The following is a 22,509-nucleotide window of genomic DNA, read 5'->3' on the forward strand; positions in this document are numbered from 1 at the left end:
TTGCGGCAAGATGGCGTCAGACATTTCTTCCGATAGGAAGACGGAGGCGCTCGCGATGTGGCCGCGCTTACGATCGGGTACCAATCGTTAGATCTACTAAGTTTCGTCAACGATTTCGAGATGCACAACAGCACTGCCGAGCGCAGGAAAGGGCAACAAGATCATGCCAAGTAATAATCATGAACTAGCGTCTCTACTAACTTTTCACCCTGGAACATTTCCTTATAACGCCTATAGCCTGCCTCTCCCATCCTCTTCCAAGCCTCTGGTTGCCTGAGCATGTCCCGGATTGCTTTGGTTAAGCTGTCCACATCATCGGGTGTACATAAGACGCCAGCTTCGCCAGCTTCTCCATCAGACATAAGTCCTACTCGAGTCGTCACGATGGGCAACTTCAATGCCATCGCCTCCATTACAGCTATCGGACCCCCTTCCGATCGAGAGGACTGAACATAGACATCGGCTGCAGTTAAAACCTTCCAGCCTTCGTCCCGAATGCCCGCCCAATGAACATGGTAGGCTATTCCTAAATCCCTTGCCAAAGCCGGCAATTTCGATGTCTCAGAATCTACACCGATAATGATCAAGCGTACCTCAGGGCAATCTCCGTGTACTTTCTGAAAGGACTTTAGCAAGATATCTAAGCCTTTGACTGGAGAATCGAAGGCGATACACGCAAGGACTTTCTCCTGGCCAGAAATTCGAAACTCACCTCTGAATTTGACTCTTAATTGCGCTGAGTTTGCTGAATTTAAAAACGCACCGTGAGATAATGTCGATAAATTACTGCTAACACCAGAATAGCTCATTATATTTCGTATTTCATTCGAAACACAGATAACCTTATCGTAAAGGCTTAGAACATATCTTCTCATTATGGGACTTGACACGCAATGCTCAGTATCAATTAACTTATTAACTCTCAACAGCCTGGCAATAATTGCAATTTCTAATAGAAGAGCTGAATTCGCAAAATTTACATGAATAATGTCTGGCTTCGCAGTGAAAATTAGTTTTAAGATTTTCAGAGGATTCCATTTCAATGTTACCGTGACAATGTCAACGTCCAGATCCTTTAGATCGTATAAATAGGCGCTGCTTCTAGGCAGGTCCTGATATTGCACAACAGTCCTGTAACCCAACTGGCGGCATTGGCGGGCCGTCTCAAGAAAAAAATGTTCTCCTCCTCCGTATTTGGTGCTTTTCGAACAGGTTATATACAGAACGGTTTTTTCCATAGTGTTCCTCAATTTCTTGAAACAGATTTGGCGCGCTGCTTATCCGCCGCGGCTTGACGATCGCGAAGACCAAGGTTCGGTACATCTGCAGCCTGCTTCTGAGGAGTCCGATCCACGCTTGATCGAGCACATGGCGATGGCGGTGATCGCACAGCCACCGACGAACAGTGGTCCTGCAAACGAACTCTCGGAGAAGAACCGACCGAGCAGTGAGAGCGAACTCGCCAGAAGACAATAACTGACCCAAAGCATAATGAGGCCATGCACGCGCCCTGGATGCGCCGCGTTTCGCCGAGCAGCAGGGTGCCGAGCCCGAACTCCCCCAGTTGAGCCAATAGCACCAATAAGAGCCGACGCCGAGCCAGTCGCCTCAGCCGAAAGCGAACGTGCGGTCAACCACCAGTATAGGAACCCCAAAGCGGCGTTAGTACAATTTCCGGTCGCTATAGCACCGGAATTTAGCTCGAAGACGGCATTTGCACTCACCGCAATCCGCAGGAATTTGGCGGTAGTTGAAAGGCCGAGCGTTCCTTGCCCGGTCGTTAGCGGACAATCGTGCGTTGAAGGCATCCGAGCGCTTTGATCAGCATTCATCAGCTAAGCCGCCAGACCTTTCTCGATCTGAGATGAGCAATAAGTTCTCAGGCGTCCGCGAGTCGCGATACAATTTCAGAATCTTTGACCAATGCCGCTTGATGGGCACCGTTGTCCCGTTCGAATTCATCTGACTGCGCTCGTGCCAGTGCTCCGAATCCCTCTGCGGAAGCGGACATGCTTGTTCACGAGGTCCTCCGATGGGAACCTCCTCATCCCTAGTCCTCCTCATTCCTGGTTGGGTCCCAACGGAGTTATCCATGTAGATGAAGCCCATTCACCAATCTCCTTGCCGGGCATCAATTCGGACCCACCCTCTACTCCCTCACGACGCGGGAGAGCTCGACATCGTTGGAGTTGGATGCGGCCGGCAAGCTCTCGCTGGTCGGCGACGAGGTCGGGACCGGCGAACCGGCCGGCTCGCTTGGCCCGTTTTCGCCCACGATGATGTTGACGAGGTCACCTGGCTGCAACAGGGTCATCCCGACGGACTCAATGCTGACCGGCCCCGCTGCCGATTGCCGCACGATTTGATAGGTTGCGCTGTTCGCGTCCTTGGCAAACTGGACGCGGGTCACCGGCAACGTGTACAGGACGCCTTCGCTGACGTTAAACTCGCGCACATTGGCCGCGATCTGGCTCTCCGTGGTCTCGATCTCGACCTCCAGATCGTTCCTGAGGTCGGCCCGGGTCCGCAACACCTCAGATTCCAGCGAAGCGAGGCGCTGATTGGCGCTCGCGTATTGGTTGAGGGCATCCTGCCGACGCTGTTCCGCGTCGGACAACTCACTCTGGATCTGATCCATCACCGCCATGCTGAGCACTTTGCGGTCCACGAGCGTGCGCATGCTGTTGACGCGCTCCTGGCGCAGCTTGACGAGTTTGTCGAGCGACTCCGTGCGTCCATAAGCGACAACATCCTGCCTGGCCGCCTCCAGCGCCCGCAGGTTCGCGCGCTCGCGATCCTTGTGCGCCGTGGCGACGGCCTTGCGCCGCTCGCTCTGCTCGTTGACGAGGTTAGCCGCTTCGGTCGCGCCGGCCAGTTCAAGCAACTGGCGCGGGATAGTGGGTGCTGTACCGTCGCGCTCGGCCTTCAGCACTGCCGCGCGCGCGAGCAATTTCAACAAGGCATCGATCGCCCCGCTCCGCTTCTGGGTCTCACGCACGGCTTCGATCTTCTGCCACGGCTCGCTCTCGGCCCGGTCGAGTCCGCCGGCCAGGGCGATCGCGTGGAGGACCGTCATGCCGGGCGCGTACTTGAACGAGCCTGGATTCTTGACCGGCCCCAGCACGTAAATGGGCGGGCGCTCCAGCGGCAGGATGTTGACCAGCCCCTTGCGGCCCAGCAGTTGATCGAAGGTTTCCACCAGGTCGGCCTGTACCTGTTGCGTTGACCGGTTGGCGACCGGAATGGAGCCAAGCAAGGGCAGGGAAATCGTGCCGTCCTCTTGGACAATATATTCGCCGCTCAGTTCCGGACGCTGCAGGATGCCGTGCAAGGCCGAGGACGCGCCCCCCCACTTGTCTTCCTCGACGTCGACGCGCTCGTAGAATGCGACCTTGAGGCGGTCGCCGACGCCGAACAGGGCTCCGGTTGGCATGCCTGGCGCGTTGCTGAGGGTTTTGGGGCGCTCGGCACTGGTGGGGACGGCAGGGACGACGGTCCGCTCGACCAACGCCGCGGCCGATGCATCCGGTCCCGTGCTGAGGATTTTGGGGGGCTCGGCACTAGTGGGGACCGCAGGGACGGCGCTCCGTTCGACGAACGTCGCGGCCGACGCATCCGGTCCCGACACGATCGCACGGGAGGGTTCGGCCATGGCTTGAACCGGTTGTTCTTGCCAGCTATCGATAGCAGCAGACACCTTCTGCGCCACGGCTCCGGAGACATCCTGGACCCCCTGCACCACGGTTCCGGAGACATCCTCGACCTTCTGCGCCACGGCTGCGGAGACAGCCTCGACCTTCTGCGCCACGACTGCGGAGGCAGCCTCGACCTTCTGCACCATGGCTGCGGAGGCATCTTCGACCTTCTGCACCATGGCTGCGGAGGCATCTTCGACCTTCTGTACCATGACTGCGGAGGCATCTTCGACCTTCTGTATCACGGTTCCGGAGGCATCCTCGACCTTCCGCATCACGGTTCCGGAGACATCCTCGACCTTCTGCGCCACGGCTCCCGAGGCAGCCTCGACCTTCTGCGCCACGGCTCTGGAAACAACCTCGATGGGTTCCCAGTTGATGGGTTCCCAGTTTCTGACTGCTCCCGCTCCCAGGACGGCGACCCCGGAGACCCCCAAGACAAGCAGGACGGCCTTCATTCCCCTGCGGCGGGCCGCCTGTGACGAGGGAGTGACGGGCTCGGAATTGTGTTTTGCATCCATGACCATGGCGCGTGGCTTTCACTTTTATTGGGTGGCCAGCCCGTCCCGAACTGGCGAGCATCGGTCGACGAGGAAGGCTCTGCCTTATCGTGACCCTTCACCGCCAGCGGCACAACTATCCCTTTGTAGGCACTCCTTCCGGATAAACACCCCCTCCGGCGAACCCGTCCAATGAGCAGATTGCTGCGCTGAAGGAGAACCTCTTTGATGGCAAACGGGACAAAGGCGATCGAACGCAACGAAGAGCCGGAAATAGTGGTCCGACGCAGCGTCTCGAACCCTCTGCGGCCCCAACATGCGTTCGCAGAATGGCTGGGCCGTCTCCAACTTCGTCGTCCAGGCCCTGGAGAACGAGCCAGTCACGACCTCAGACTCCTAGCCGCAAACCCGATCATTCTGCTATGTCGATGACCTGATCGACGGCTTGACTCGCCTGATGAATGAAGAGGCGACCTCGACGAAGCCGCAATCTTGGCAACCCTATCGAGGTAGCAATAGCAGAACTGGCCCGCCTCATCATTTCTCTCGCCGGATCTCACCAGGCTCGAATTTCGGCCTCAGCCACGGGACTTCCCCGGCAGCGCTGCCCCGATATGGGCCGCCCCAGGGGCCGCGGCAGGCAACTCCTCTATTGCTCGCTGCAGGTGCAACGCAAGGAAGGCAGACCATCGCCCATTTCGATGCCCGGAAGGTATCCGTGCTGTTGTGCGCGCTGCGGCTCATCGCGCTGGCCCACACCCAGTCGCCACGCCAGCTGTGGCACGTTGCTCCTCAAGCTGGTGAAGCTCGGGCGCTAGTCAGGATCAGCGCGCGCCGCGCCAAGATCGCCTTCTCCTCGGCCTGCGCCGTCATCCCAAAATGGCGGCTGGTCGCGGCGCGGCCCCCTGGGCCCGCGGTTCTCCCGCCTGACAGGCCGCGCCGCCCCGCGCCAGACCGGCGGCACCACCCACGCCCCACGGGAGACCAAGTCCGGCAACTCTCGCGGTCCGCGCATGTGGCGCCACGATGGTGCTGGCTGCCGCCCGGAGCGGCTGAAACCCAGGGCTCGCACTCCTCACTAAGGCCTCGGGCTTGAAAATCCGGGGTACCCATCGACGAAGTTACCCTACGCCTAAAGAGGGTGTTCTTGTCTAGGGTTTTCCTAGCGTAAGGTAACACGGTCAAAAAAGAAACTATGCGAGGAGCGCCTTGCGAGACGCGCGTACCTCAATCGCGTCAGGGGAGGCTACGATGACAACGAAATCCTTGATGATCACAAAGTCTTTTATGACAGTGCTTGTCAGCCAAAGCGAGTTACTCCGAGAGGGCCTTGTTCTAATTCTGGATGCAGCAAAGTTTCGCATTCTTTTCTCTGCGGCTTGTGTTCACGACCTGCTGCAGAAGCCGCTGCCCAAGCACCGGTCCATCTTGCTCATCATGGATGTCGACGGTATTGATGCAGATGCTGGATTCGCGCAAATTTCAGAATTTAAAGGGATTTATCCGACCAGCCATGTCGTTGCGCTAGCCGATCACTGTCGACCGAACGACATAGTTTCAGCCCTTCGTGCGGGAGCTGACGCGTATTTGACAAAAGTTGCCGCTCACGACACCTTCATCAAAGCTCTCGAATTGGTTATGCTAGGGCAGACGGTTCTACCTGCGGAAACTTCGACGTTTATTCAGGACATAAGACATGGTTTGAAATATGATGAAATAGCAGTACATGAGTTTACAAATGTGGCTGTTACAATGGAGAACGCTGATCGAAAACCATCAATGCTGTCAGCTCGGGAAGATTGTATTATACGTTGCCTGATCGGAGGGGAATCTAACAAGACAATCGCGCGCAAGATTAACATCGCCGAAGCGACGGTGAAGGTACACGTGAAGGCCATCCTTCGAAAGATTCGGGTCGGCAACCGTACCCAGGCTGCAGTTTGGGCGATGAACCATGGTATGCTCACTTCCGCTCCTGGCAAAGGTCCGTCAGGGACCGAAAACACGGCTACTCAGCCTTCTCACCATCCGCAAGAGCTACTTGAAGGACAAAAGGAGTACCACCTCCTCAAGAACACTCATCCGGTGTGAACCGCCTCCGGGTCTTGACAGCGACGGATCGAAATGGGGCGCTGAGGTGGACCCACCAACGGGACCACAACCCGGCCTTTAGTGATTGCCGTCGCGGATTTCGCAGACAGATCACGGCTTCATAGCGACGTGGTGTTAATCCAGGCCAGGTTCGACGCCCATCAGGACCACCGGGCCCATCAGGACCACCGGGAGGTTCAACCAACTGACCTGGAACGTCTTCCGCGATCATCTGGTGCTCGAATGCCACCCCGAAATGGGACGGCGACCTTTGGCACCCCAATGCCTACGTGCCGCTCACGGCCGACGTGCTGGAACGCAAGATCGAGCTCCTCGACAAGCACTTCGGAACGCGGCGCTCCAAGGACTGGTTCGACCGCCAGACACTCGCTGGGCTTGCGAGGTTGCGCTGGATGGAATGCCGGGCACCCGAGCATTTCGCCGAGGCTTTCACGCTCCGGAAGGGCAAAATTCTTTAGCAGTTTGCGAACATTCTCTCGCAAAAAAACTTACGGGGCGACCATCGAAAAATGGAGTGGGCCTTGAACTCACCGTGCGATCTGCTTAACTAGTTATTCTACAGCGGTCCGGCAAAAAGACATCTACAAGCAAAGATAGTACAGAACTAGCGATGCAAGCCGATCGTTTCTACTTTCCATTTTGAAGTTGAGGGATGTATCAAAGTGGGCAAGGCAAAAATAGCTCCTGGATTTTCGTTCAAAAAAGCGCGGATCGGAACGGTCGAGGGCGGAGAATCCGGGGTTCTGGTGTGGAAATGGGATCAACTGGTCGCGGTCCTTACTCAGATCGACGAGGAAGCCTACTCCACGAAGGGCAAATGGTTCCTCGAGACAGGCTTCGGGCTGCTGAGCGGGCAGCACAGGAATTTCGATACGATCGAAGAAGCCATAAGATGGGTGGCCAGCCACACTTTCCCTGACACTGCAGATGGATCGGCGGACTCAGCGGCAGAAAGTTAACCCGATTTGCGGTCAGCTTCCGGCTTGGCGGAAGTCGCGCATTCCCTTCTCAATCGGTCGTCCGCGAGGCAAGTTTCCTGTCGGCTGGAAGCTTCTAGGCTTGCGTGCCGATGCAGGTGCCGGCGAAGTCTTTCGGCCCATGTCTGATATCTACCCCGCGCTGGCGGGACTTAGACCCGTTTGTCAGACGGCCGTCACCTTATTGGTCCGCAACCGAAGTGAGGCGTGCTATCACCGGCAGTGCACCGTCGGCGGCCTATATCTTCTTCCTGACAGCCGCCTCGGCGCGGTGTAGCTGACGACGAGAGCGGCATGAGCACTCCACGCCTGAACATCCTGCAGGAACAGGGGACGGTATGTCTACGCCGGCTTGCCGTGGGGTCGAGCGCAGAGAGCTTCTGCGGCCGCACCCGGGGAGCATCTGTATTGGACGCACTTGTTCCTGTCGGCGTCCCAGACATGGCACTCCAAACCGCGCTCGAGGAAGCTCGGCGCGAGGACGGGACACTGGTTCTCGCCTTTCGTGGACGTGTGGCTGCCTGCCCGGGATCAGTTCACGGCCGCCTTCCTGCAGGGGGACGGATTTGGGCAAACGAAGGCTTTGCTCAGACATGCGGACCCCTCCATTCCGGCAGCAAGGTCTACATGCTCGGCTGAGGATTTACGCCTTCCCTGTAGGGTCTCGGATAGCATCTATGGTGGAGGCCCGAGGCGGACACACTGCCGATACTGCGCCCCTTGGAACAGCTTTCCAGAGGACTGCAGAACAAGATCATCGCGACGAAGCCGGGGCTTCGGAGCGCCCCGCCAAAATCCCCCTACAGCATGCTATCAGGAAGCTCGGGGCAACGAATCCGCACCGGGGCGCCCTGTATCTCGGGCGACTTCCAGATACCATTCAATGCAACGGAGATCCCGCGACTGTCACTAAGACGGCCCGCGGGATTCACCCGAGGCGGGCCGTCACATTGCTTGGGAACGCTTCAGGAAGAGTTCCTTCTCGCGAAGAGATCGTTGACCTTGTAGGCGACTTCCGTGCGGTTGGTCGCCTTCAGCTTCTTCATGATGTTTCGGATGTGGACCTTCACGGTGCTTTCGCGCAGGTTCAGTTCGTAGGCGATGATCTTGTTCGCTTTTCCGCGCCGGAGCGCCTGGGCGACCTCGGCCTGCCTGAGCGTGAACATGCCTTTCAAAGGCTGCGTGTCGCGGCTGTCCGAACCTATCAGGTGGCGCATGCAAAGGACACTGCTCGCAGTGACGAAGATGCCTCCCGCTGCCGCAAGGTTTATAGCCTCGACACAGACATCGATTCCGACCGAGGTCGGAATGTAGCCGCGCGCGCCGCATTCGAGAGCGGTCAGTATGTGTGCAAGATCTTCGGTGTCGGCCAGGATAACCACAGGGACTGATTTGAATTCGGACGAAATATGCCTAATCTCGTCTGCGATGCCATGATCGGTGACCTTCCGGCCGCCAAGGTTCAAGAGTATGGCTGCAAGGGGAGGGACCGAGCCCTTCTTCACGCGCCATTCATCGATTGAACCCATGGCCGCGATTTCCATGCCGAGCTCGTGGTCCGCGAGGGCAAGTGCGAGACACTCGCGGTCTAGGGGCCTTCCGTCCAGGACGAGGAGGCTTCCCCTGCCTGCTTGGCCGTGGACGCTTTCCGTTCCGCTGGACAGGACTCCTGACCGATTGGCCGAAGTGTAATTATGCCGTCCTGCTGCGGAACCCATGTCAATCCCCAATCTTTTCGCACACAAGCCGCGTTGCGGCTGCCAAAACTCCCCTCATTCTCTCGCAATCTGAAAGTCTGAATACCCAGCCCTGTCTTGAATGCGCTCGTGTGTGAATACCCAGCCCCTGTGAAAGCGTGAGGTTCACCCAGCTCGGGCGCCTTCAGCAGTTCTTCGCCCCCTAGCGAGAACAGCTTGTGCAGCCTATCGTCTATTTATAAGTGTTCTCTAACATAAGTTAATTTTTGGGAAATTTCACGTCGACGGTCTCGCCTGAGAGGACACGTGTTGAGACCGCGTCACCCCGCCCTGAAGGTCCCGCGAGTTCGATCGTGACGCGCGGGACCGGCAAGATTCAATGTCTGTGGCCATGTGCCACCGGTGAAACGATATCCGACCGCTCAAGGAATGCCAAGGAAGGGGATACCTCTAGGAGGTTGATTAACCGGGTTGGCGAAGACGCCATTCTCAGGAATGGGACCGCTTAGCCAAGCCCAATCCCAGCAGCCATTCGAGGACGATCGGTAGTTCCTCGCGATTGTAGAGAATTCCTGAAGGTGGATATTGGCATGACCAGGGCGCAGTTCGTGGCATCCGGGGCCCAGCGTTTTAGTCCGAGAACACTTGGCTGTATCTGCCGCAATGTATGGGCAGCTTGCACGTATTGCGGCAGCACGTTCTCCTCATGTGATAGGCCATTTTGCCGTCGGTCATGGTAACCGGGCCTTTGCGGCTGCCCTCGTCAAGATAGACTGCGGCCCCGCCAGGTAAGCCGCGCACTACCGGCCCGGAAAACTCGTGTGGAACTGCTCCAGCGACGGCGCACTGTCGTCCAGCAGAAATCTTGCTGACGGCCCATGCACTGGCGCCCCGCACCGCGCCGCAGGGGGCGACGCGAAAGCCCCGCTAGGGACGATTGAACCCGAGCTAGAGGGGAATAACCTTTACCTGAGGTACTCGCTGTCGAATCCGGCTGTTTTGACCAGCTTCTTGCGGTTGATCACCTCTACACGGCCTGCCTTGAAAGCGACGAGATCGGCCTTGCGGAGTTCCCTCAACGTCCGATTGAGGTGAACGGTGGTCATTCCCAGGATGTCGGCCAATTCGTGCTGGGTAAGGGGACACTCATATCTTCCATGGGCCGACAGGCCAACGATCGAGAGCCTCTCCTCCAACTCGAGCAGGAAATGGGCGGTGCGACTCATCGCGTTTCGCCGCCCGGCATTCATGAGGTGTTCGGCAAGGATGGCGTTCAGGCGGGCCAGGGAGCAGGCGATAGTCTTGCCAAGGCGGCCTTCCGACAAGATGGCCTCTACTAGTTTCTTGCTGGAAATTTCATATGCAGCTAGTTCGGTTATGGACGCCAGGGACGCTAGACGGGGTCCGTCTACGGAACGGAACCCGACAATGTCCCCCGGCAGAGGAGTGTCGATGATCTGCCGTTCTCCGCCCAGTAGTCCGCGGTAAAGTAGGGCCCAACCGGATTTTACGATGAATATCCCATCGTTGTTGTCATCCTGGCGGCATATCACCGAATGGGGTTTGTAAATTCTTGGGATAATACCGAGAAAATCGTTGTTACCCCAATCGTCCTTCGAGAATGTCCCCCCTACGGGATGCGAGTGTATGAACTGCAACAGTGTTTGCATGTTGCTTCAATTTCCGCACAACCTACACTAATTGCTCCCGCACGAGTTTGACAGAAGGACCACCGACGGTAGAGGCAGGATTGCCTACTGTCCTCGTCTGTTTGAATGAGGTAGACTCCCTTGAGATCAAGGGATTGCAAGCATCATCAGGCAGTTAAGTCTTCCGGCTTCGGCGAGACGATCCACGCCAAGGCCCGCAGAAGTGTGGTAAGATCATTGCTCAGCAGCTGCTGGCCTGCGACCGGCTTCCTAGCTCTCGCCGGACCAAGTCAAGTGTCGGATCATCGGGATAAGTCGGCACAGTGAATCCCATGTCGCGTCGATCCCAATAGCAGCCCGATTTTCGTCTTGAGGCCCAGTCCTCCGGCACATCTTGCTAAGTGGGCGAGCGGATTTCGCGGCGCTGAAGCGCAGATTGCTGACCAGCAGTCGGACCATCGGCGCGACCGGAAATGGTTATCGCTGCTCCGGTGCGGCTCCGGGAGCGGCGGGAGCGGAGCCGGCGGACGGCGGGGAAGGCGGGGAAGGCGGCTGGGGAGGTTGATCGGGTCAGGTTGTGAGGGCCAGAGAAGGATTGCACGACTCTAGCGTTCCGTGGCTTTTGATCGATTCAGGAGGACGCCGAAGTATGATGTGTCAGAGCCGCACCTTTGGCAACGAACTCTCGCGAAGGTCGCTAGACGCGTGCGCTCGCAGTGTCTTTTGGACCGCATCACTATAGTTACGAGCGCAACACCAGTTGGGCATGAAGGGTTGATCACGGATCGCTTCGTCGATCCCGACTACGCCGGCGAATAGACATCAACGTGTCAATCGGCTCGGAACATTGACTCCACATTGGACTGGGCGTGAGCCCCATGTGATTTCACCCATGTCAATGATGATGTCGCTGATAAGTCGCAGGTCAGACTCTGGGTGAGACGTGACGGCAACGACCTTGTGAGGGCCTAAATGTCGGGACAACTCCACCATTCCACCACCTCTCGGGTCTTTCCAGAAGTGGAGGAATGCAAAAAGGCAATCTTCAGGGCCAATTATACCCAAGTCGCCATGTGCTGCCTCGCCCGGATGCACAAAGGCCGCAGGTGTACCAGTCGAGCAGAGGACCGCAGCAAAACGATGAGCAGAAAATCCGGCCTTGCCCATGCCCGTGATGTTCACTTTCCCTGGCAGGCTTCTACGGTTTTGATGGCGGCATCAAAGGCCGAGTTTAGCTCCACGGCTTCAATAGCTGCCGCTTCAGCCCGCAAAATTTGTGTGCCCGTTCTTGGATTTGTCATTTTCCATTTCCGATGAAACTTACGAAGACAACCTGCCTTCTATTTGGAAAGTCTGCAACGGGTTGTTTCTTCGCGTTCACCAAGGGCGAAGAAACGCGGAAGCCTGGCATCTGATTGAAGGTCGGAAAAGCGCGGCGCGCCAGTTGTCGCACCTCATTAGACCGTTTCGAGCCGGCTGAACCGAACCGGGATGAGTTTGCGAGTCTTCAGTTGCCCTGCCGAATCCTTGTCGATGACCGTCAGCAACTGCACATCTTCAGGTCCCACAGGCAGAACCAGCCGTCCCCCCGGCTTGAGCTGCTCAAGCAAGGCCGGCGGCGCGCGCCCAGCTGCGACGGTGACCAGGATCTTGTCGTATGGGGCGTGCTCAGGCCAGCCGCGCGACCCGTCTCCGACACGAATGCCGACATTGGATAAGCCGAGGTCCTGCAGCAGAGCCTCGGCATGGCTTGCGAATTCCTCGATGATTTCGACGCTCCAAACTTGCCCGGCGAGTTCCGCGAGGATTGCGGTTTGATAGCCCAGGCCGGTGCCAATCTCGAGCACCGCCTCGTGCGGTTGCGGCGCAAGGAGATCGGTCATGAGAGCGACGATGAAAGGCTGCGAGACGGTTTTATCGAAGCCGATCGGCAGCGGCATGTCCTGATATGCATAAGGTGCAACCGAGGCTGGCACGAAGAGATGCCGCGGCACTCGCCGCATCGCTGCCATCACCCGCTCATCGAGCGCCGCCTTGCCGAGTTCTTCGCTTGCAAGGTCGGTATGGATTGCAATCATCTCGACCATGTGCCTGCGTAGGACCGCTAGGTGCTCTTCGTTCATTGGCTTCATGACGGTGGGGCTTCCTCAACCAGCTTGCTGCCAGAGAGCCTTATATCCTGTTCGTCACGGTAGCGCCCGCCGTCGTTTCCATTACGGGTGTCCAGGGCAAGCGTGGGTGACAGTCTTGGCAGGCTATCGCCGGCGGCGACCCTGGAGATTCTGGGCGCCATATCGCCATAGCGGTGTGTCCCACGGCTATGGCGCGCATCAGCTTCGCCAGCCCCGGCCGGGAGCGCGAGGCGCCGGAGCCGTGCTCCTGATGGACCAAGCGGCCGCCGGCCGCCTTGTGTTCGTCGACTTGGGCGCTCGCCTGGTCCTCGGTCGAGACGCGGGCATCGCCAATGAGGCCGCAGCTGGGGGCACTCGCGATTGTGCGCGCATTCGGTCGTTTTTGACAGGGCTCTTTTTTGGGGTGTTTATACACATAAGGAATGTGCCAGAAAACGAACGTATGAATGCGTCTGGTGAGGCCTCAAGACGTCCCATCAGCCGACCGAGGCTTATAGTCCGTCGCGCAATGCCATATCTGGTGCACAAGAAATCTGTTTCTGAATGTGGCAAGGGAGACAGGGTTGACCCAAGCGTTGAAAGTTCCAGTTCAGAACGAACCGTTGGTGCTGTCCTATCTGGATCGGGCTGGGAAGATCGCTGTCGCTCAGGTTGCGGATGGATTCGGTATGTCCAAAGGTCAGCTTGCCGAAACGGCGGGTCTTGCACGGGAAACCTTCTATAGGGTTGAGCGTAGCCGTGCTGCAAAGACGCAAGGTCGCCTTCGTGAAATGCTTGAGATCATCAGCAGGGTGACCGACTGGGCTGGAGGCAAAGAGCAGGCGATGGCCTGGTACCGGGCGCAGCCGATACCGGCATTCGGCGGGCGGACGGCGGAAGCTCTGGTTAAGGAAGGCAAGGCCAGCGCGGTTCGCGACTACCTGGATCATGTCGCCGTTGGTGGCTTTGCTTGAGGTTTGCCGGAATTTGCTACCGCGCCCATGATCCGCGTTGGTTTTTCCAGCCGATCTCAGGGGACGGAGCGGCTATTCGGGGTGCCAGATTCAACGCGAAAGGTGTGCCTACGCTTTATCTGGCGCTCGACATCATGACGGCCGTGAAGGAGGGCAATTAGGGTTTTGCATATCGCATTGATCCCTGCGTGCTCTGCTCATACGAGATCGATTGCGATGACATTGTCGATCTGAGGACGGCGCAAGGCCAGGCCGACGCCGAGATCCGGTTCGAAGATATAGCTTGTGCCTGGATGAATTTTCTCGCGGATGTAAACGGCCGCCGTCATGGACCATCCATGACCGCCTCGTTGCTGAAGGCAAGTTCGGCATTCTCGTGCCAAGCTTCGCGCCAGGTGCCGACACATCCGATCAGAACCTCGTGCTATGGAGCTGGGGCGAGGTGCTCCCGCACCAGGTCAAGGTGATCGATCCCGGACGCCGGCTGCGTCGGAACCAATTGTCCTGGAGCTGACGCCGCAAGGGTCGGATCGATCTGCGACTCAGACGATTTACCGCGCCGCCCGCCCGAGCGTGCGTTCCGCGTCATTGTAGTAGTTCGAGGCCTGCTGGACGGAGCGATGCTGCGACTGCTGCATGGCTTCGTGCAACGGAATGCCGCGGCGTGCGGTTTCGGTGAGATAGCCGGAGCTAGGCCGTGGCGGAGAAGGCTTGCGGATCGAGCCCGGCCTCGGCGATGCGCCGCTTCAGGATCAGATTGACGGCCTGCGGCGTCAGGGCGCGCGCTTCGAGATTGCCCCAGCGGTCGAGGTCGCGAAACACGGCGCCTTCAGTGGTGCCGGCGCGTTTCAAACTGTTTTCGTAGCTGTTCCGGCCACGAGTGGCTGAGACCGCCCATGCAACACTGCTCGGAACCGTGTTTGTCGCCGCCGTCCAGGGAACATTGGCTGGCCTGATGTTCTGGTGGCTCGGCGTGCCCACCCCGGTCTTTTGGGGCCTTGTCATGGGACTTCTTGCCATCGTGCCTGTGCTCGGGGCATTTGTGATCTGGGTGCCGGCAGCGGTCTATCTCGCGCTGCAGGGGGCTTGGGCCAGCGCGGCGATATTGACGGTCTGAGGCGGCGTCATTGTCGGCGGCATCGACAATCTGCTCTATCCGATGCTTGTCGGGAACAGGTTGCGCCTCCACACGGTCGTGGCCTTTATCGGCTCGGTCGGCGGCATTGTCTTGTTCGGAGCATCCGGCCTTGTCCTCGGCCCCGCGGTGATCGCCATCACCATCAGCCTAATTGATGTGCTGAAGAACCGATTGACTGATCAGCCCGAGTCAGCGCCGACGCGCCCTGGTGAGCTACCGCATCAGTCCGCGACGGATTGATCAAGGGCGCGAAAAGGGCGCTGGCCCTTCGAGTGGTAGCGCGAAACCTGAACAACCTCTGGGCAGACATCTCAATGAAGGCAAGCACATCAGCCAGGCTGCTGGATCGCTGCGAGCTTCCAGTCCCCGCCGTCCTGGCGCATGAAGGTCCACAGTTCGGTTGTCTCCGTCGGCCGATCGGCCTGGCCCTCAACGATCTTGCCGCTGATGCGATCGCGGGTCACGTCGCGAGATTCATAGCGCAAAGCAGCCGTCGCGTAGTCGCGATCACCCTCCCGCCAACTTTCCGCAATATCGGCCTCCAGCAGGCCCACATCCGATACCTCGTTCCTGAGGCCCTTTTTGGCGTTATCGGCAAGTTCCTCGGACAGATAGGAGACCATTTCTGGCGTCGCCAACCGGCGCAAGGCGGCGTGGTCCTCGCGCCCGAATGCTTCCTGAACTTCCGTCAGCCGGTGCTGGAACGTGTCCAGATCGGTTTGGGTGAGAGTGATCTCATCGGAAGCATTGTCTTGGTTCGTTCCGCCATATCCTGACCCAATGCCTGGAATGGGGAACGCTGTGGTGTTGCTCGGGTCAGGCCGGGCTGCAGCGCTTCGCCCAAAGGTCCCCGTACCCCGCGAGGCCCCGGCCATAGCGGACGCCGGGCTTTGCGCCGCCTGCGAGCGGAAAAAGCGGATCGCCAGCATGATCGCGCCGCCGATCAGCAGCACTTGAAGCAAAAGACCCAACATGCCGGCCAAGCCGCCGAACCCATGGCCCAGTAGAACGCCGATCAAACCGCCGAGAAGCAGCCCACGCATCATCGATCCGCCGAGGCCGTTGAAGAAGCCCGGGCGCTGGAATGCCTGCGGCTGACGGGCCGCATTGTTCGTTGCCGCATTGGGCGTCATCGAGCGCTCGACCGGTGCGGCCGGTTGCGGCGCAACTCTGGTCGGCGGGACCGGCTGGAAAGTGCGCATGCCGCGACTGCCGAAGCTGCCGCCACGGCGCGCATCGGCGTGATCCACAGCGACCATGGAAAATGCCAGGAACAACCCCGCAAACAAAACTGCAAACCGTCCCCAACGCGAAATCAGCATAGGCAAGTCCTCAAGTGACACTCTTTCCGCTCATATGGGGTGCGTCGATCGAGATATCAGTGAATCGTCCGCCGAGATATTTTCGGGCGGCATGGTCGGCCGCCCGCCGGTGTTCACGACGAGAATGTCTGCCCTACCCAAGCGCGATGATCGCTGTTCGATCATGCAGGCTCCCGCACCCGGCCGACCGGCATCGGTCGCGTCAACAGCATCTGTCATGCAAGCCTCTGGTCATCGATCTCCCCGGCGATGATGCCGAGGGTCTCCCGGCGAAGACTCGATTGACATACAGCTTTCCTATGCACTATCAACATATCTGGAAAAACCTGCCATACAGGTTTGCCCACTCCTGAACTGGAGATTGCGTGAGCACGACCGTACCCGCAAAACATTCCGACGCAGCGAGCCTGGTCAGCAATACGATCGGCGAGATCACGCGCCATATCCGCGCGAATGAGCTCGGGCCCGGCGACCGGCTGCCCAGCGAGGCCGCGCTTTCGAGACAATTGAGCGTCTCGCGTACCGTGGTTCGCGAGGCCTTCAGCTCGCTCGCCGCCATGCGGCTTATCGACCTGAGGGCGGGCAGACGGGCTACCGTCGCCGAGCTGGATTATGGCGCCATGTCACTGGTGATCGAGCATGGCGTCCACACCGAGCAGATCACGGTGCAGCAGATCTACGACGTGCGCCGCACGATTGAGACCCGCACCGCCATGCTGGCGGCCTTGCGCAGAACAGCTGACGAAGTGGAAAGGATCAGGACGCACGCGCTCGCCATGCGCGAGAATTTCCAGCGGCCGGAACAGGTCATGGAGCACGATCTCGCCTTTCACCTTGAAATCGCCAAGGCTGCGAAGAATCCGGTTTTCAGCCTCATCGTCGGCGCGTTCGAGCGCGTATCGCGCCAGACCTGGCCGATCGGCTGGCGGAGCCGCCCTTCCGATGCCGAGCAGTTGGAGATGATCCAGATCCATATCGACCTCGCCGAAGCAATCGAGACCGGTGATCCCCAGTCGGCGCGTGACCTGATGGCGAGGCATTTTGACGAGAGCGTCAAGGCCCTGCTGGCGGCCGGCATCGCCTGAGGAGCAGGGGCGCAATGAAGATCACGAAACTGGAAACGCTGCGGCTCAAGGAGCGGCCGAACCTTCTCTGGGTCCTGGTTCACACGGACGAAGGCCTCGTCGGACTCGGCGAGACCTTCTTCATGGCTGAAACCGTCGAGACCTATCTGCACGAATATGTCGCGCCGAGCGTGATCGGGCGCGACCCCTTGCAGATCGACCTGCTCGCCGCCGACCTCGTCGGCTATCTCGGTTTCCGATCGACGGGCGCGGAAGTCAGGGGCAATTCCGCTTTCGATATCGCGCTTTGGGATCTGTTCGGAAAGGCGACGGGTCAGCCGATCGCACAGCTCCTCGGCGGTTTCACACGGCACGAGATCAGGACCTACAACACCTGTGCCGGAACCGAATACATCAAGAAGGCCACCGGGCAGACGACGGCCAACTACGGGCTCGACAAGGCCGGCGACGCCTATGATGATCTGAACGGCTTCCTTCACCGCGCCGACGAACTGGCGCATTCGTTGTTGGAGGAAGGCATCACGGCCATGAAGATCTGGCCCTTCGACATGGCCGCCGAGAAAACGCGCGGCCAGTATATATCGCAGCCCGACTTGAATTCCGCGCTGGTGCCATTCGAGAAAATCCGCAATGCGGTCGGCGACAAGATGGACATCATGGTTGAATTCCATTCAATGTGGCAGCTGCTGCCGGCCATGCAGATCGCTCGCGAGCTTGCCCCCTACAAGACCTTCTGGCACGAAGATCCGATCAGGATGGACAGCCTGTCCAGCCTGAAACGCTATGCCGAGGCTTCGCTGGCGCCGATATCGGCTTCGGAAACGCTCGGTTCCCGGTGGGCCTTCCGCGACCTTCTCGAAACCGGAGCGGCCGGTGTCATCATGCTTGATATCAGCTGGTGCGGCGGGCTCTCGGAGGCGCGCAAGATCGCTGCCATGGCTGAAGCATGGCACCTGCCGGTCGCGCCACACGACTGCACCGGTCCAGTGGTGCTCGGCGCATCGACCCACCTGTCGCTGAATGCGCCGAACGCACTTGTCCAGGAGAGTGTCAGGGCCTTTTACAAGACCTGGTACCGCGACCTTGTGACCGCTTTGCCGGAGGTGAAGAACGGCATGATCACCGTGCCTCCCGGACCGGGCCTCGGCATGGAACTGAACCCGGAGATCGATCGCGCCTTCACGGCGCTTCGACGGGTGAGCGACGCATCTACTCTCTGAAAATGAACCTGAAGCAGCTTTCTACGGAGGAGGAGAACCATGAAGAAGCTACTTATCTCGGCAGCCTTGGGAGCAGTACTGGCTGGAGGCTCGGCAATCGGCTCACGCGCACAGGAGCCGATGAACATCGTCTTCACGCATCATTCGTCGGCGTCGAACCCGTTCTGGCAGGCGGTGAAGAAGGGGTTTGACGACGCCTGCGCCAAGATCCAAGCCAATTGCCAGATGGTCTTCACGCAGACCGAAGGCTCGATCGAGCAACAATCGGCCAACATGCAGGCGGCACTCGCGGCAAAACCGGACGCGCTGATCACCTCGATCGTCGACAACAATGCCTTCGACCAGATCATCGCCGACGCCCGCGCTGCCGGCGTCACGGTCATCGCGTCCAACGTCGACGACACCGAAGGTGCAGCCGGCAATGCCCGCCAGGCTTTCATCGGCCAGGGCTTCATTCCCGCCGGCTACGAACTCGGCAAGAAGATGTCCGAGTTCTTCCCCAAGGAAGGCAAGATCAGGGCGCTCGTCGGCGTCTCCGCGCCCGGTCAGAACTGGTCGGAACAGCGCGCTGCCGGCGTCATGAAGTTCCTTGAGGAATACAAGGCCGCGAATGCCGGACGCGAAGTGGTCATTGAACGGCTCGACACCGGCACAGATGGCGCCGTCGTCGCCGATCGTGTTGGCGCCTATCTGTCTGCCCACCCGGACACCACGGTGTATTTCGACACCGGCCTTTGGCATGCCTACGTGGCCCAGGTCCTGATCGATCGCGGCATCGAGCCGGGCAAGGTGCTGATGGGCGGCTTCGACATCGTCTCGGAAGTCCTGCAACAGATGGAAGCGGGTTACATCCAGGTCCAGGTCGACCAGCAGCCCTACATGCAGGGCTTCATGCCGGTGATGGAAGCCTATCTCGCCAAGAACGTCGGTCTGCTGCCGGCAGACATCGACACCGGCAAGGGCATCATCGTCAAGGAAGACGTGCCAAAGCTCAAGGAACTGGCCGCACAAGGCGTGCGGTAGGCGCGAAGCCGGCGTCCTCTCCTCGTTCTTTACGCGGAGAGGGCGAGGGCGAGGGCCAGGGAGCAAGGCCTTGGGCGTCGGCTCCGTCCCACCTCCAACGGCATCTCCCTTGTCAAGGGCGGTAGAAGACAGACTGCCGCCATGCCCTTGCCGATGCGACAAGCCAGCGCAAACAATCCCAAGCCGGAGCGAATGATGAAGCGCTTGATGAAGATTTATCTGGAGAAGCCGGAGCTTGCGGCGGTCGTGTTCCTGCTCCTTCTCCTCCTCGTCTTTCAGATTCGCTCGAACGGAGTATTTCTGAACACACAGAACGTGCGCGGAATGCTTGGGCTGCTGCCTGAAATGGGGCTGGTCGCGATCGGCGTGACCCTGCTGATGATATGCGGCGAGTTTGATCTTTCCGTGGGCTCGGTATTTGCGCTGACCCCGATGACCATGGCGGTGATGCTGGCGGCAGGCGTGCCGTTCGCGCCAGCCTTTGCCGCCGGGCTCGCGATCGCCGCCCTGATTGGCTTCTTCAACGGGTTCATAACGATTCGTTTCGCGATACCAAGCTTCATCACCACGCTTGGCATGCTGTTCATCGCGCGTTCGCTGACGGTGGTAATCTCCGGTGGCTTCCCTCCTGTTATCCCAGCCAACGCTCTGCCCAAATGGCTGTTTACGATCTATGTGGGGCCGGGCGACCTCTTTCGCATGTCGTTCTTCTGGTTTCTCGCCGTGGCAATCCTGGTGACGGTGCTTCTGTCGCGCACGAATTTCGGCAACTGGGTGCGCGCCACCGGCGGCTTTCTGCCCGCCGCGCAATCGATGGGCATCCCGACGGCCCGGGTGAAGGTCGCCTGCTTCATGATCTGTTCGGTGCTCGCCGGCTTTGCCGGCACCATTCAGGTGATGCGGCTCGGCGCGCCGCTGCCCTCGATCGGCGAGGGGCTGGAGTTGCAAGCCGTGTCGGCTGCCGTCATCGGTGGCGCCTCGCTGGCTGGCGGCATCGGCACCATCTTCGGCGGCATCATCGGGGCTGCCCTTATCCGCGTCATCGACAACGGACTGGTGCTGAGCCAGGTTGACGCCAACTGGTTCAAGATGGCAATCGGCTTCCTGACTATCTTCGCGGTCGTCGTGAACGCCTGGCTTCGAAAGCGGGGCAGGGCAATGAAGGTGGAGACCTGATCATGGCGGTACCCATCATCGCGATCAAGGGACTCCAGAAATGGTATTCCGGCGTCCACGCCTTGAAGAACGTCACTCTGGACATTTATCCAGACGAGGCGCTGGGCCTTGTCGGCGACAACGGCGCCGGCAAATCGACGCTGATCAACATCTTGTCAGGCACCCAAAAGCCCGATGGCGGCGAGATCAGGATCGAAGGCGAACCGGTCCGCTTCTCGAACCCGCGCGACGCCATGGATCGCGGCATCGAGACGATCTACCAGTACAATTCGATGGTCCCGACCATGACCATCGCCCGCAATGTCTTCATCGGGCGCGAGCCGGTGAAGGGCTCGGTTTTCGGCATCGGCATCCTGGACCAGAAGCGCATGCGTGACGAAAGCGTCAAGGCGATCGCCGACGTCGATCTGCATCTGAGGTCGCCCGATGCGCTGGTCGGCGAACTGTCGGGCGGCCAGCGCCAAGGCGTGGCGATCGCCCGGGCCATGCACTTCAAGTCGAAAGTCATGATCCTCGACGAGCCGACCAATCATCTCTCGGTGAAGGAGACGCGAAAGGTGATCGGCTTCGTTCGCGCCCTCAAGGCCCAGAACATCACCAGCGTCTTCATCAGCCACAACATGCATCATGTTTTCGAATGCTGTGACCGGGTCGTGGCGATGGCGCGCGGCGAGATCGTTCTCGACAAGCGGATCGGCGAGACTTCGATCGAGGAAATCCACGAGGTTCTGTGACGCGAAGAAGCGATCACTCGCGAGCCGCTCTGCTGGTAGAGGTCAGTCTGCGCTACGGCTTTTCCGCAAGGATCGCCTCAGCGGTTTTCTCGTCGGTGATCAGCACATCGACGACTCCCAGACGCAACACGGCGCGCAGCACCGGAACCTTGTCGAGGCCGCCGGAGGGCAGGATCACAGTGTCGACGTCGCGCAGATGTTCGGGGGCGAGGCCGATGACACGGCTGTTTAGCGGGTGATCGACGAGTTGTCCGTCGGCGCCGATCCAGTGGCCGCAAATATCGCCGACGGCTCCGGCTTCGCGGAGCGATCTGAGATCATCGTCGCCTACCAGTCCGATCCGAAAGATGGTGGCGTCCTTGTGCACCGCGCCCACCGAAACGAAAGCGGCGTCAACGTCGCGGGCATGGGTGAAGGCGTCTTCCAGAATGGACTGGCGCATAAGCAGATCGCGCGTGGCCTCCGTATCCGTGAACACCGGTGCCGCGATGTAGAAGCATTCCGCATCGAAAAGCGCCGCGAGCCGCGAGGCGATTTCATAGATGTTGATCGCCGATCCACGCGTGAGCCCGCCGAGCAGGGAAACGACCGACATCCCTCTGACGGGGCGAACGGTCACTGACCGCAGACTAAGCTGGAGCGTCCGTCCCCATCCCACGCCCACCGATATCCCGTCACGGATTCTATGCGACAGGGCTTCACCGGCAGCGGCTGCGATGACCTGTGGCACCAGGGTAGGATCGGGCGGTGTCGGAACCACGATTGGGTCGGAAACGCCATAGGCGTCCCGCAGCCGGTTCTCCAGCTCGATGCAGTTCGCCACCTTGGAATTGATGCGAATCTGAACGATCCCCCGCTGACGGGCATGCGCCAGCATCCGGTTGACGCGAAGGCGTGTCAGGCCAAGAGACTTGGCGATTTGCGCCTGGGTGAGGTCACCGACATAAGCAAGCCAGGCGGCGCGCACGAGCAGCCCTTCCTCGCGATCGGCCGTGACGGAACTCGTGACGGCTTGGCGGCCGTCGCGTTTCTTTCGTGCTGGTTTCTCCATCAGATCATCCTGTCCACTCCGCGGCAGCGGGTCCAGAGCGGGCTC

Annotated in this window: 18 protein-coding genes and 4 pseudogenes; 11 read left to right on the plus strand and 11 right to left on the minus strand. The window is 59.4% G+C overall.

The window, feature by feature from the left end; genetic code table 11:
• Window positions 1–161 precede the first annotated feature (161 nt).
• Together NKI52_RS29970 and NKI52_RS29975 are read right to left on the minus strand one after the other, a co-directional pair.
• Window positions 162–1,238, minus strand: a complete 1,077-nt coding sequence (locus tag NKI52_RS29970; RefSeq protein WP_352700551.1) for a glycosyltransferase family 4 protein — start codon at window positions 1,236–1,238, stop codon at window positions 162–164.
• 911 nt (window positions 1,239–2,149) lie between these two features.
• Window positions 2,150–4,222, minus strand: coding sequence for a polysaccharide biosynthesis/export family protein (locus NKI52_RS29975; RefSeq protein WP_352700552.1), 2,073 nt, complete (start codon window positions 4,220–4,222; stop codon window positions 2,150–2,152).
• A gap of 1,224 nt (window positions 4,223–5,446) precedes the next feature.
• Between NKI52_RS29975 and NKI52_RS29980 the strand changes: the two genes are divergently transcribed.
• From NKI52_RS29980 to NKI52_RS29990, 3 genes and pseudogenes are all read left to right on the plus strand, one after another.
• Window positions 5,447–6,286 (plus strand): LuxR C-terminal-related transcriptional regulator, encoded by an 840-nt coding sequence (locus tag NKI52_RS29980; RefSeq protein WP_352700553.1) that lies wholly within the window; start codon window positions 5,447–5,449, stop codon window positions 6,284–6,286.
• 102 nt (window positions 6,287–6,388) lie between these two features.
• Window positions 6,389–6,765, plus strand: a pseudogene (locus NKI52_RS29985) (PIG-L deacetylase family protein); the annotation flags it as partial.
• Between the two features lie 204 nt (window positions 6,766–6,969).
• Window positions 6,970–7,266, plus strand: a complete 297-nt coding sequence (locus NKI52_RS29990; protein ID WP_352700554.1) for a hypothetical protein — start codon at window positions 6,970–6,972, stop codon at window positions 7,264–7,266.
• Window positions 7,267–8,249: 983 nt separating this feature from the next.
• Here the strand turns inward: NKI52_RS29990 and NKI52_RS29995 are convergent.
• From NKI52_RS29995 to NKI52_RS32820, 6 genes are all read right to left on the minus strand, one after another.
• Window positions 8,250–9,002, minus strand: a complete 753-nt coding sequence (locus NKI52_RS29995) for a LuxR C-terminal-related transcriptional regulator (RefSeq protein WP_352700555.1) — start codon at window positions 9,000–9,002, stop codon at window positions 8,250–8,252.
• A gap of 944 nt (window positions 9,003–9,946) precedes the next feature.
• Window positions 9,947–10,651, minus strand: a complete 705-nt coding sequence (locus NKI52_RS30000) for a Crp/Fnr family transcriptional regulator (RefSeq protein ID WP_352700556.1) — start codon at window positions 10,649–10,651, stop codon at window positions 9,947–9,949.
• 801 nt (window positions 10,652–11,452) lie between these two features.
• The gene (locus tag NKI52_RS30005; protein WP_352700578.1) at window positions 11,453–11,797 is read right to left on the minus strand and encodes a phosphoheptose isomerase family protein; all 345 of its coding nucleotides are present in this window, start codon (window positions 11,795–11,797) and stop codon (window positions 11,453–11,455) included.
• A gap of 11 nt (window positions 11,798–11,808) precedes the next feature.
• Window positions 11,809–11,931 (minus strand): hypothetical protein, encoded by a 123-nt coding sequence (locus NKI52_RS30010; protein WP_352700557.1) that lies wholly within the window; start codon window positions 11,929–11,931, stop codon window positions 11,809–11,811.
• Between the two features lie 156 nt (window positions 11,932–12,087).
• Complete coding sequence (locus tag NKI52_RS30015) at window positions 12,088–12,762, minus strand: protein-L-isoaspartate(D-aspartate) O-methyltransferase (RefSeq protein ID WP_352700558.1); 675 nt, start codon at window positions 12,760–12,762, stop codon at window positions 12,088–12,090.
• 40 nt (window positions 12,763–12,802) lie between these two features.
• Window positions 12,803–13,177 (minus strand): recombinase family protein, encoded by a 375-nt coding sequence (locus NKI52_RS32820; protein ID WP_502894685.1) that lies wholly within the window; start codon window positions 13,175–13,177, stop codon window positions 12,803–12,805.
• A 148-nt stretch (window positions 13,178–13,325) separates the two neighbouring features.
• Between NKI52_RS32820 and NKI52_RS30025 the strand changes: the two genes are divergently transcribed.
• Together NKI52_RS30025 and NKI52_RS30030 are read left to right on the plus strand one after the other, a co-directional pair.
• Window positions 13,326–13,715, plus strand: a complete 390-nt coding sequence (locus NKI52_RS30025) for an MbcA/ParS/Xre antitoxin family protein (protein ID WP_352700559.1) — start codon at window positions 13,326–13,328, stop codon at window positions 13,713–13,715.
• Window positions 13,712–14,229: pseudogene (locus tag NKI52_RS30030) on the plus strand (RES family NAD+ phosphorylase). The gene NKI52_RS30025 and the pseudogene NKI52_RS30030 overlap by 4 nt, the downstream one beginning before the upstream one ends.
• A gap of 37 nt (window positions 14,230–14,266) precedes the next feature.
• Here NKI52_RS30030 and NKI52_RS30035 read toward each other — a convergent pair.
• A pseudogene (locus NKI52_RS30035) lies at window positions 14,267–14,567 on the minus strand (site-specific integrase); the annotation flags it as partial.
• A 64-nt stretch (window positions 14,568–14,631) separates the two neighbouring features.
• On the opposite strand from NKI52_RS30035, the pseudogene NKI52_RS30040 reads away from it, so the two are divergent.
• Window positions 14,632–15,093 (plus strand): annotated as a pseudogene (locus NKI52_RS30040) (AI-2E family transporter).
• An 89-nt stretch (window positions 15,094–15,182) separates the two neighbouring features.
• Here the strand turns inward: NKI52_RS30040 and NKI52_RS30045 are convergent.
• The gene (locus tag NKI52_RS30045) at window positions 15,183–16,172 is read right to left on the minus strand and encodes a Tim44 domain-containing protein (RefSeq protein ID WP_352700579.1); all 990 of its coding nucleotides are present in this window, start codon (window positions 16,170–16,172) and stop codon (window positions 15,183–15,185) included.
• A gap of 368 nt (window positions 16,173–16,540) precedes the next feature.
• On the opposite strand from NKI52_RS30045, the gene NKI52_RS30050 reads away from it, so the two are divergent.
• The 5 genes from NKI52_RS30050 (at window position 16,541) to NKI52_RS30070 (ending at window position 21,413) form a co-directional block, all read left to right on the plus strand.
• The gene (locus NKI52_RS30050; protein ID WP_352700560.1) at window positions 16,541–17,260 is read left to right on the plus strand and encodes a FadR/GntR family transcriptional regulator; all 720 of its coding nucleotides are present in this window, start codon (window positions 16,541–16,543) and stop codon (window positions 17,258–17,260) included.
• Window positions 17,261–17,274: 14 nt separating this feature from the next.
• Window positions 17,275–18,480: a mandelate racemase/muconate lactonizing enzyme family protein gene (locus tag NKI52_RS30055; protein ID WP_352700561.1), complete on the plus strand. Its 1,206-nt coding sequence runs from the start codon at window positions 17,275–17,277 to the stop codon at window positions 18,478–18,480.
• Window positions 18,481–18,519: 39 nt separating this feature from the next.
• Window positions 18,520–19,503, plus strand: a complete 984-nt coding sequence (locus tag NKI52_RS30060; RefSeq protein WP_023678770.1) for a sugar ABC transporter substrate-binding protein — start codon at window positions 18,520–18,522, stop codon at window positions 19,501–19,503.
• Window positions 19,504–19,698: 195 nt separating this feature from the next.
• A complete protein-coding gene (locus tag NKI52_RS30065) occupies window positions 19,699–20,679 on the plus strand; it encodes an ABC transporter permease (RefSeq protein ID WP_352684039.1) in 981 nt (326 codons plus the stop codon).
• Between the two features lie 2 nt (window positions 20,680–20,681).
• On the plus strand, window positions 20,682–21,413 hold the full coding sequence (locus NKI52_RS30070) for an ATP-binding cassette domain-containing protein (protein WP_352700562.1): 732 nt from the start codon (window positions 20,682–20,684) through the stop codon (window positions 21,411–21,413).
• Window positions 21,414–21,465: 52 nt separating this feature from the next.
• Here NKI52_RS30070 and NKI52_RS30075 read toward each other — a convergent pair whose 3' ends face one another.
• Window positions 21,466–22,464 (minus strand): sugar-binding transcriptional regulator, encoded by a 999-nt coding sequence (locus NKI52_RS30075; protein ID WP_352700563.1) that lies wholly within the window; start codon window positions 22,462–22,464, stop codon window positions 21,466–21,468.
• Window positions 22,465–22,509 lie beyond the last annotated feature (45 nt).

It is taken from the genome of Mesorhizobium sp. M0590, from assembly GCF_040320905.1.
In the GTDB taxonomy this organism is placed as follows: Bacteria; Pseudomonadota; Alphaproteobacteria; order Rhizobiales; family Rhizobiaceae; genus Mesorhizobium.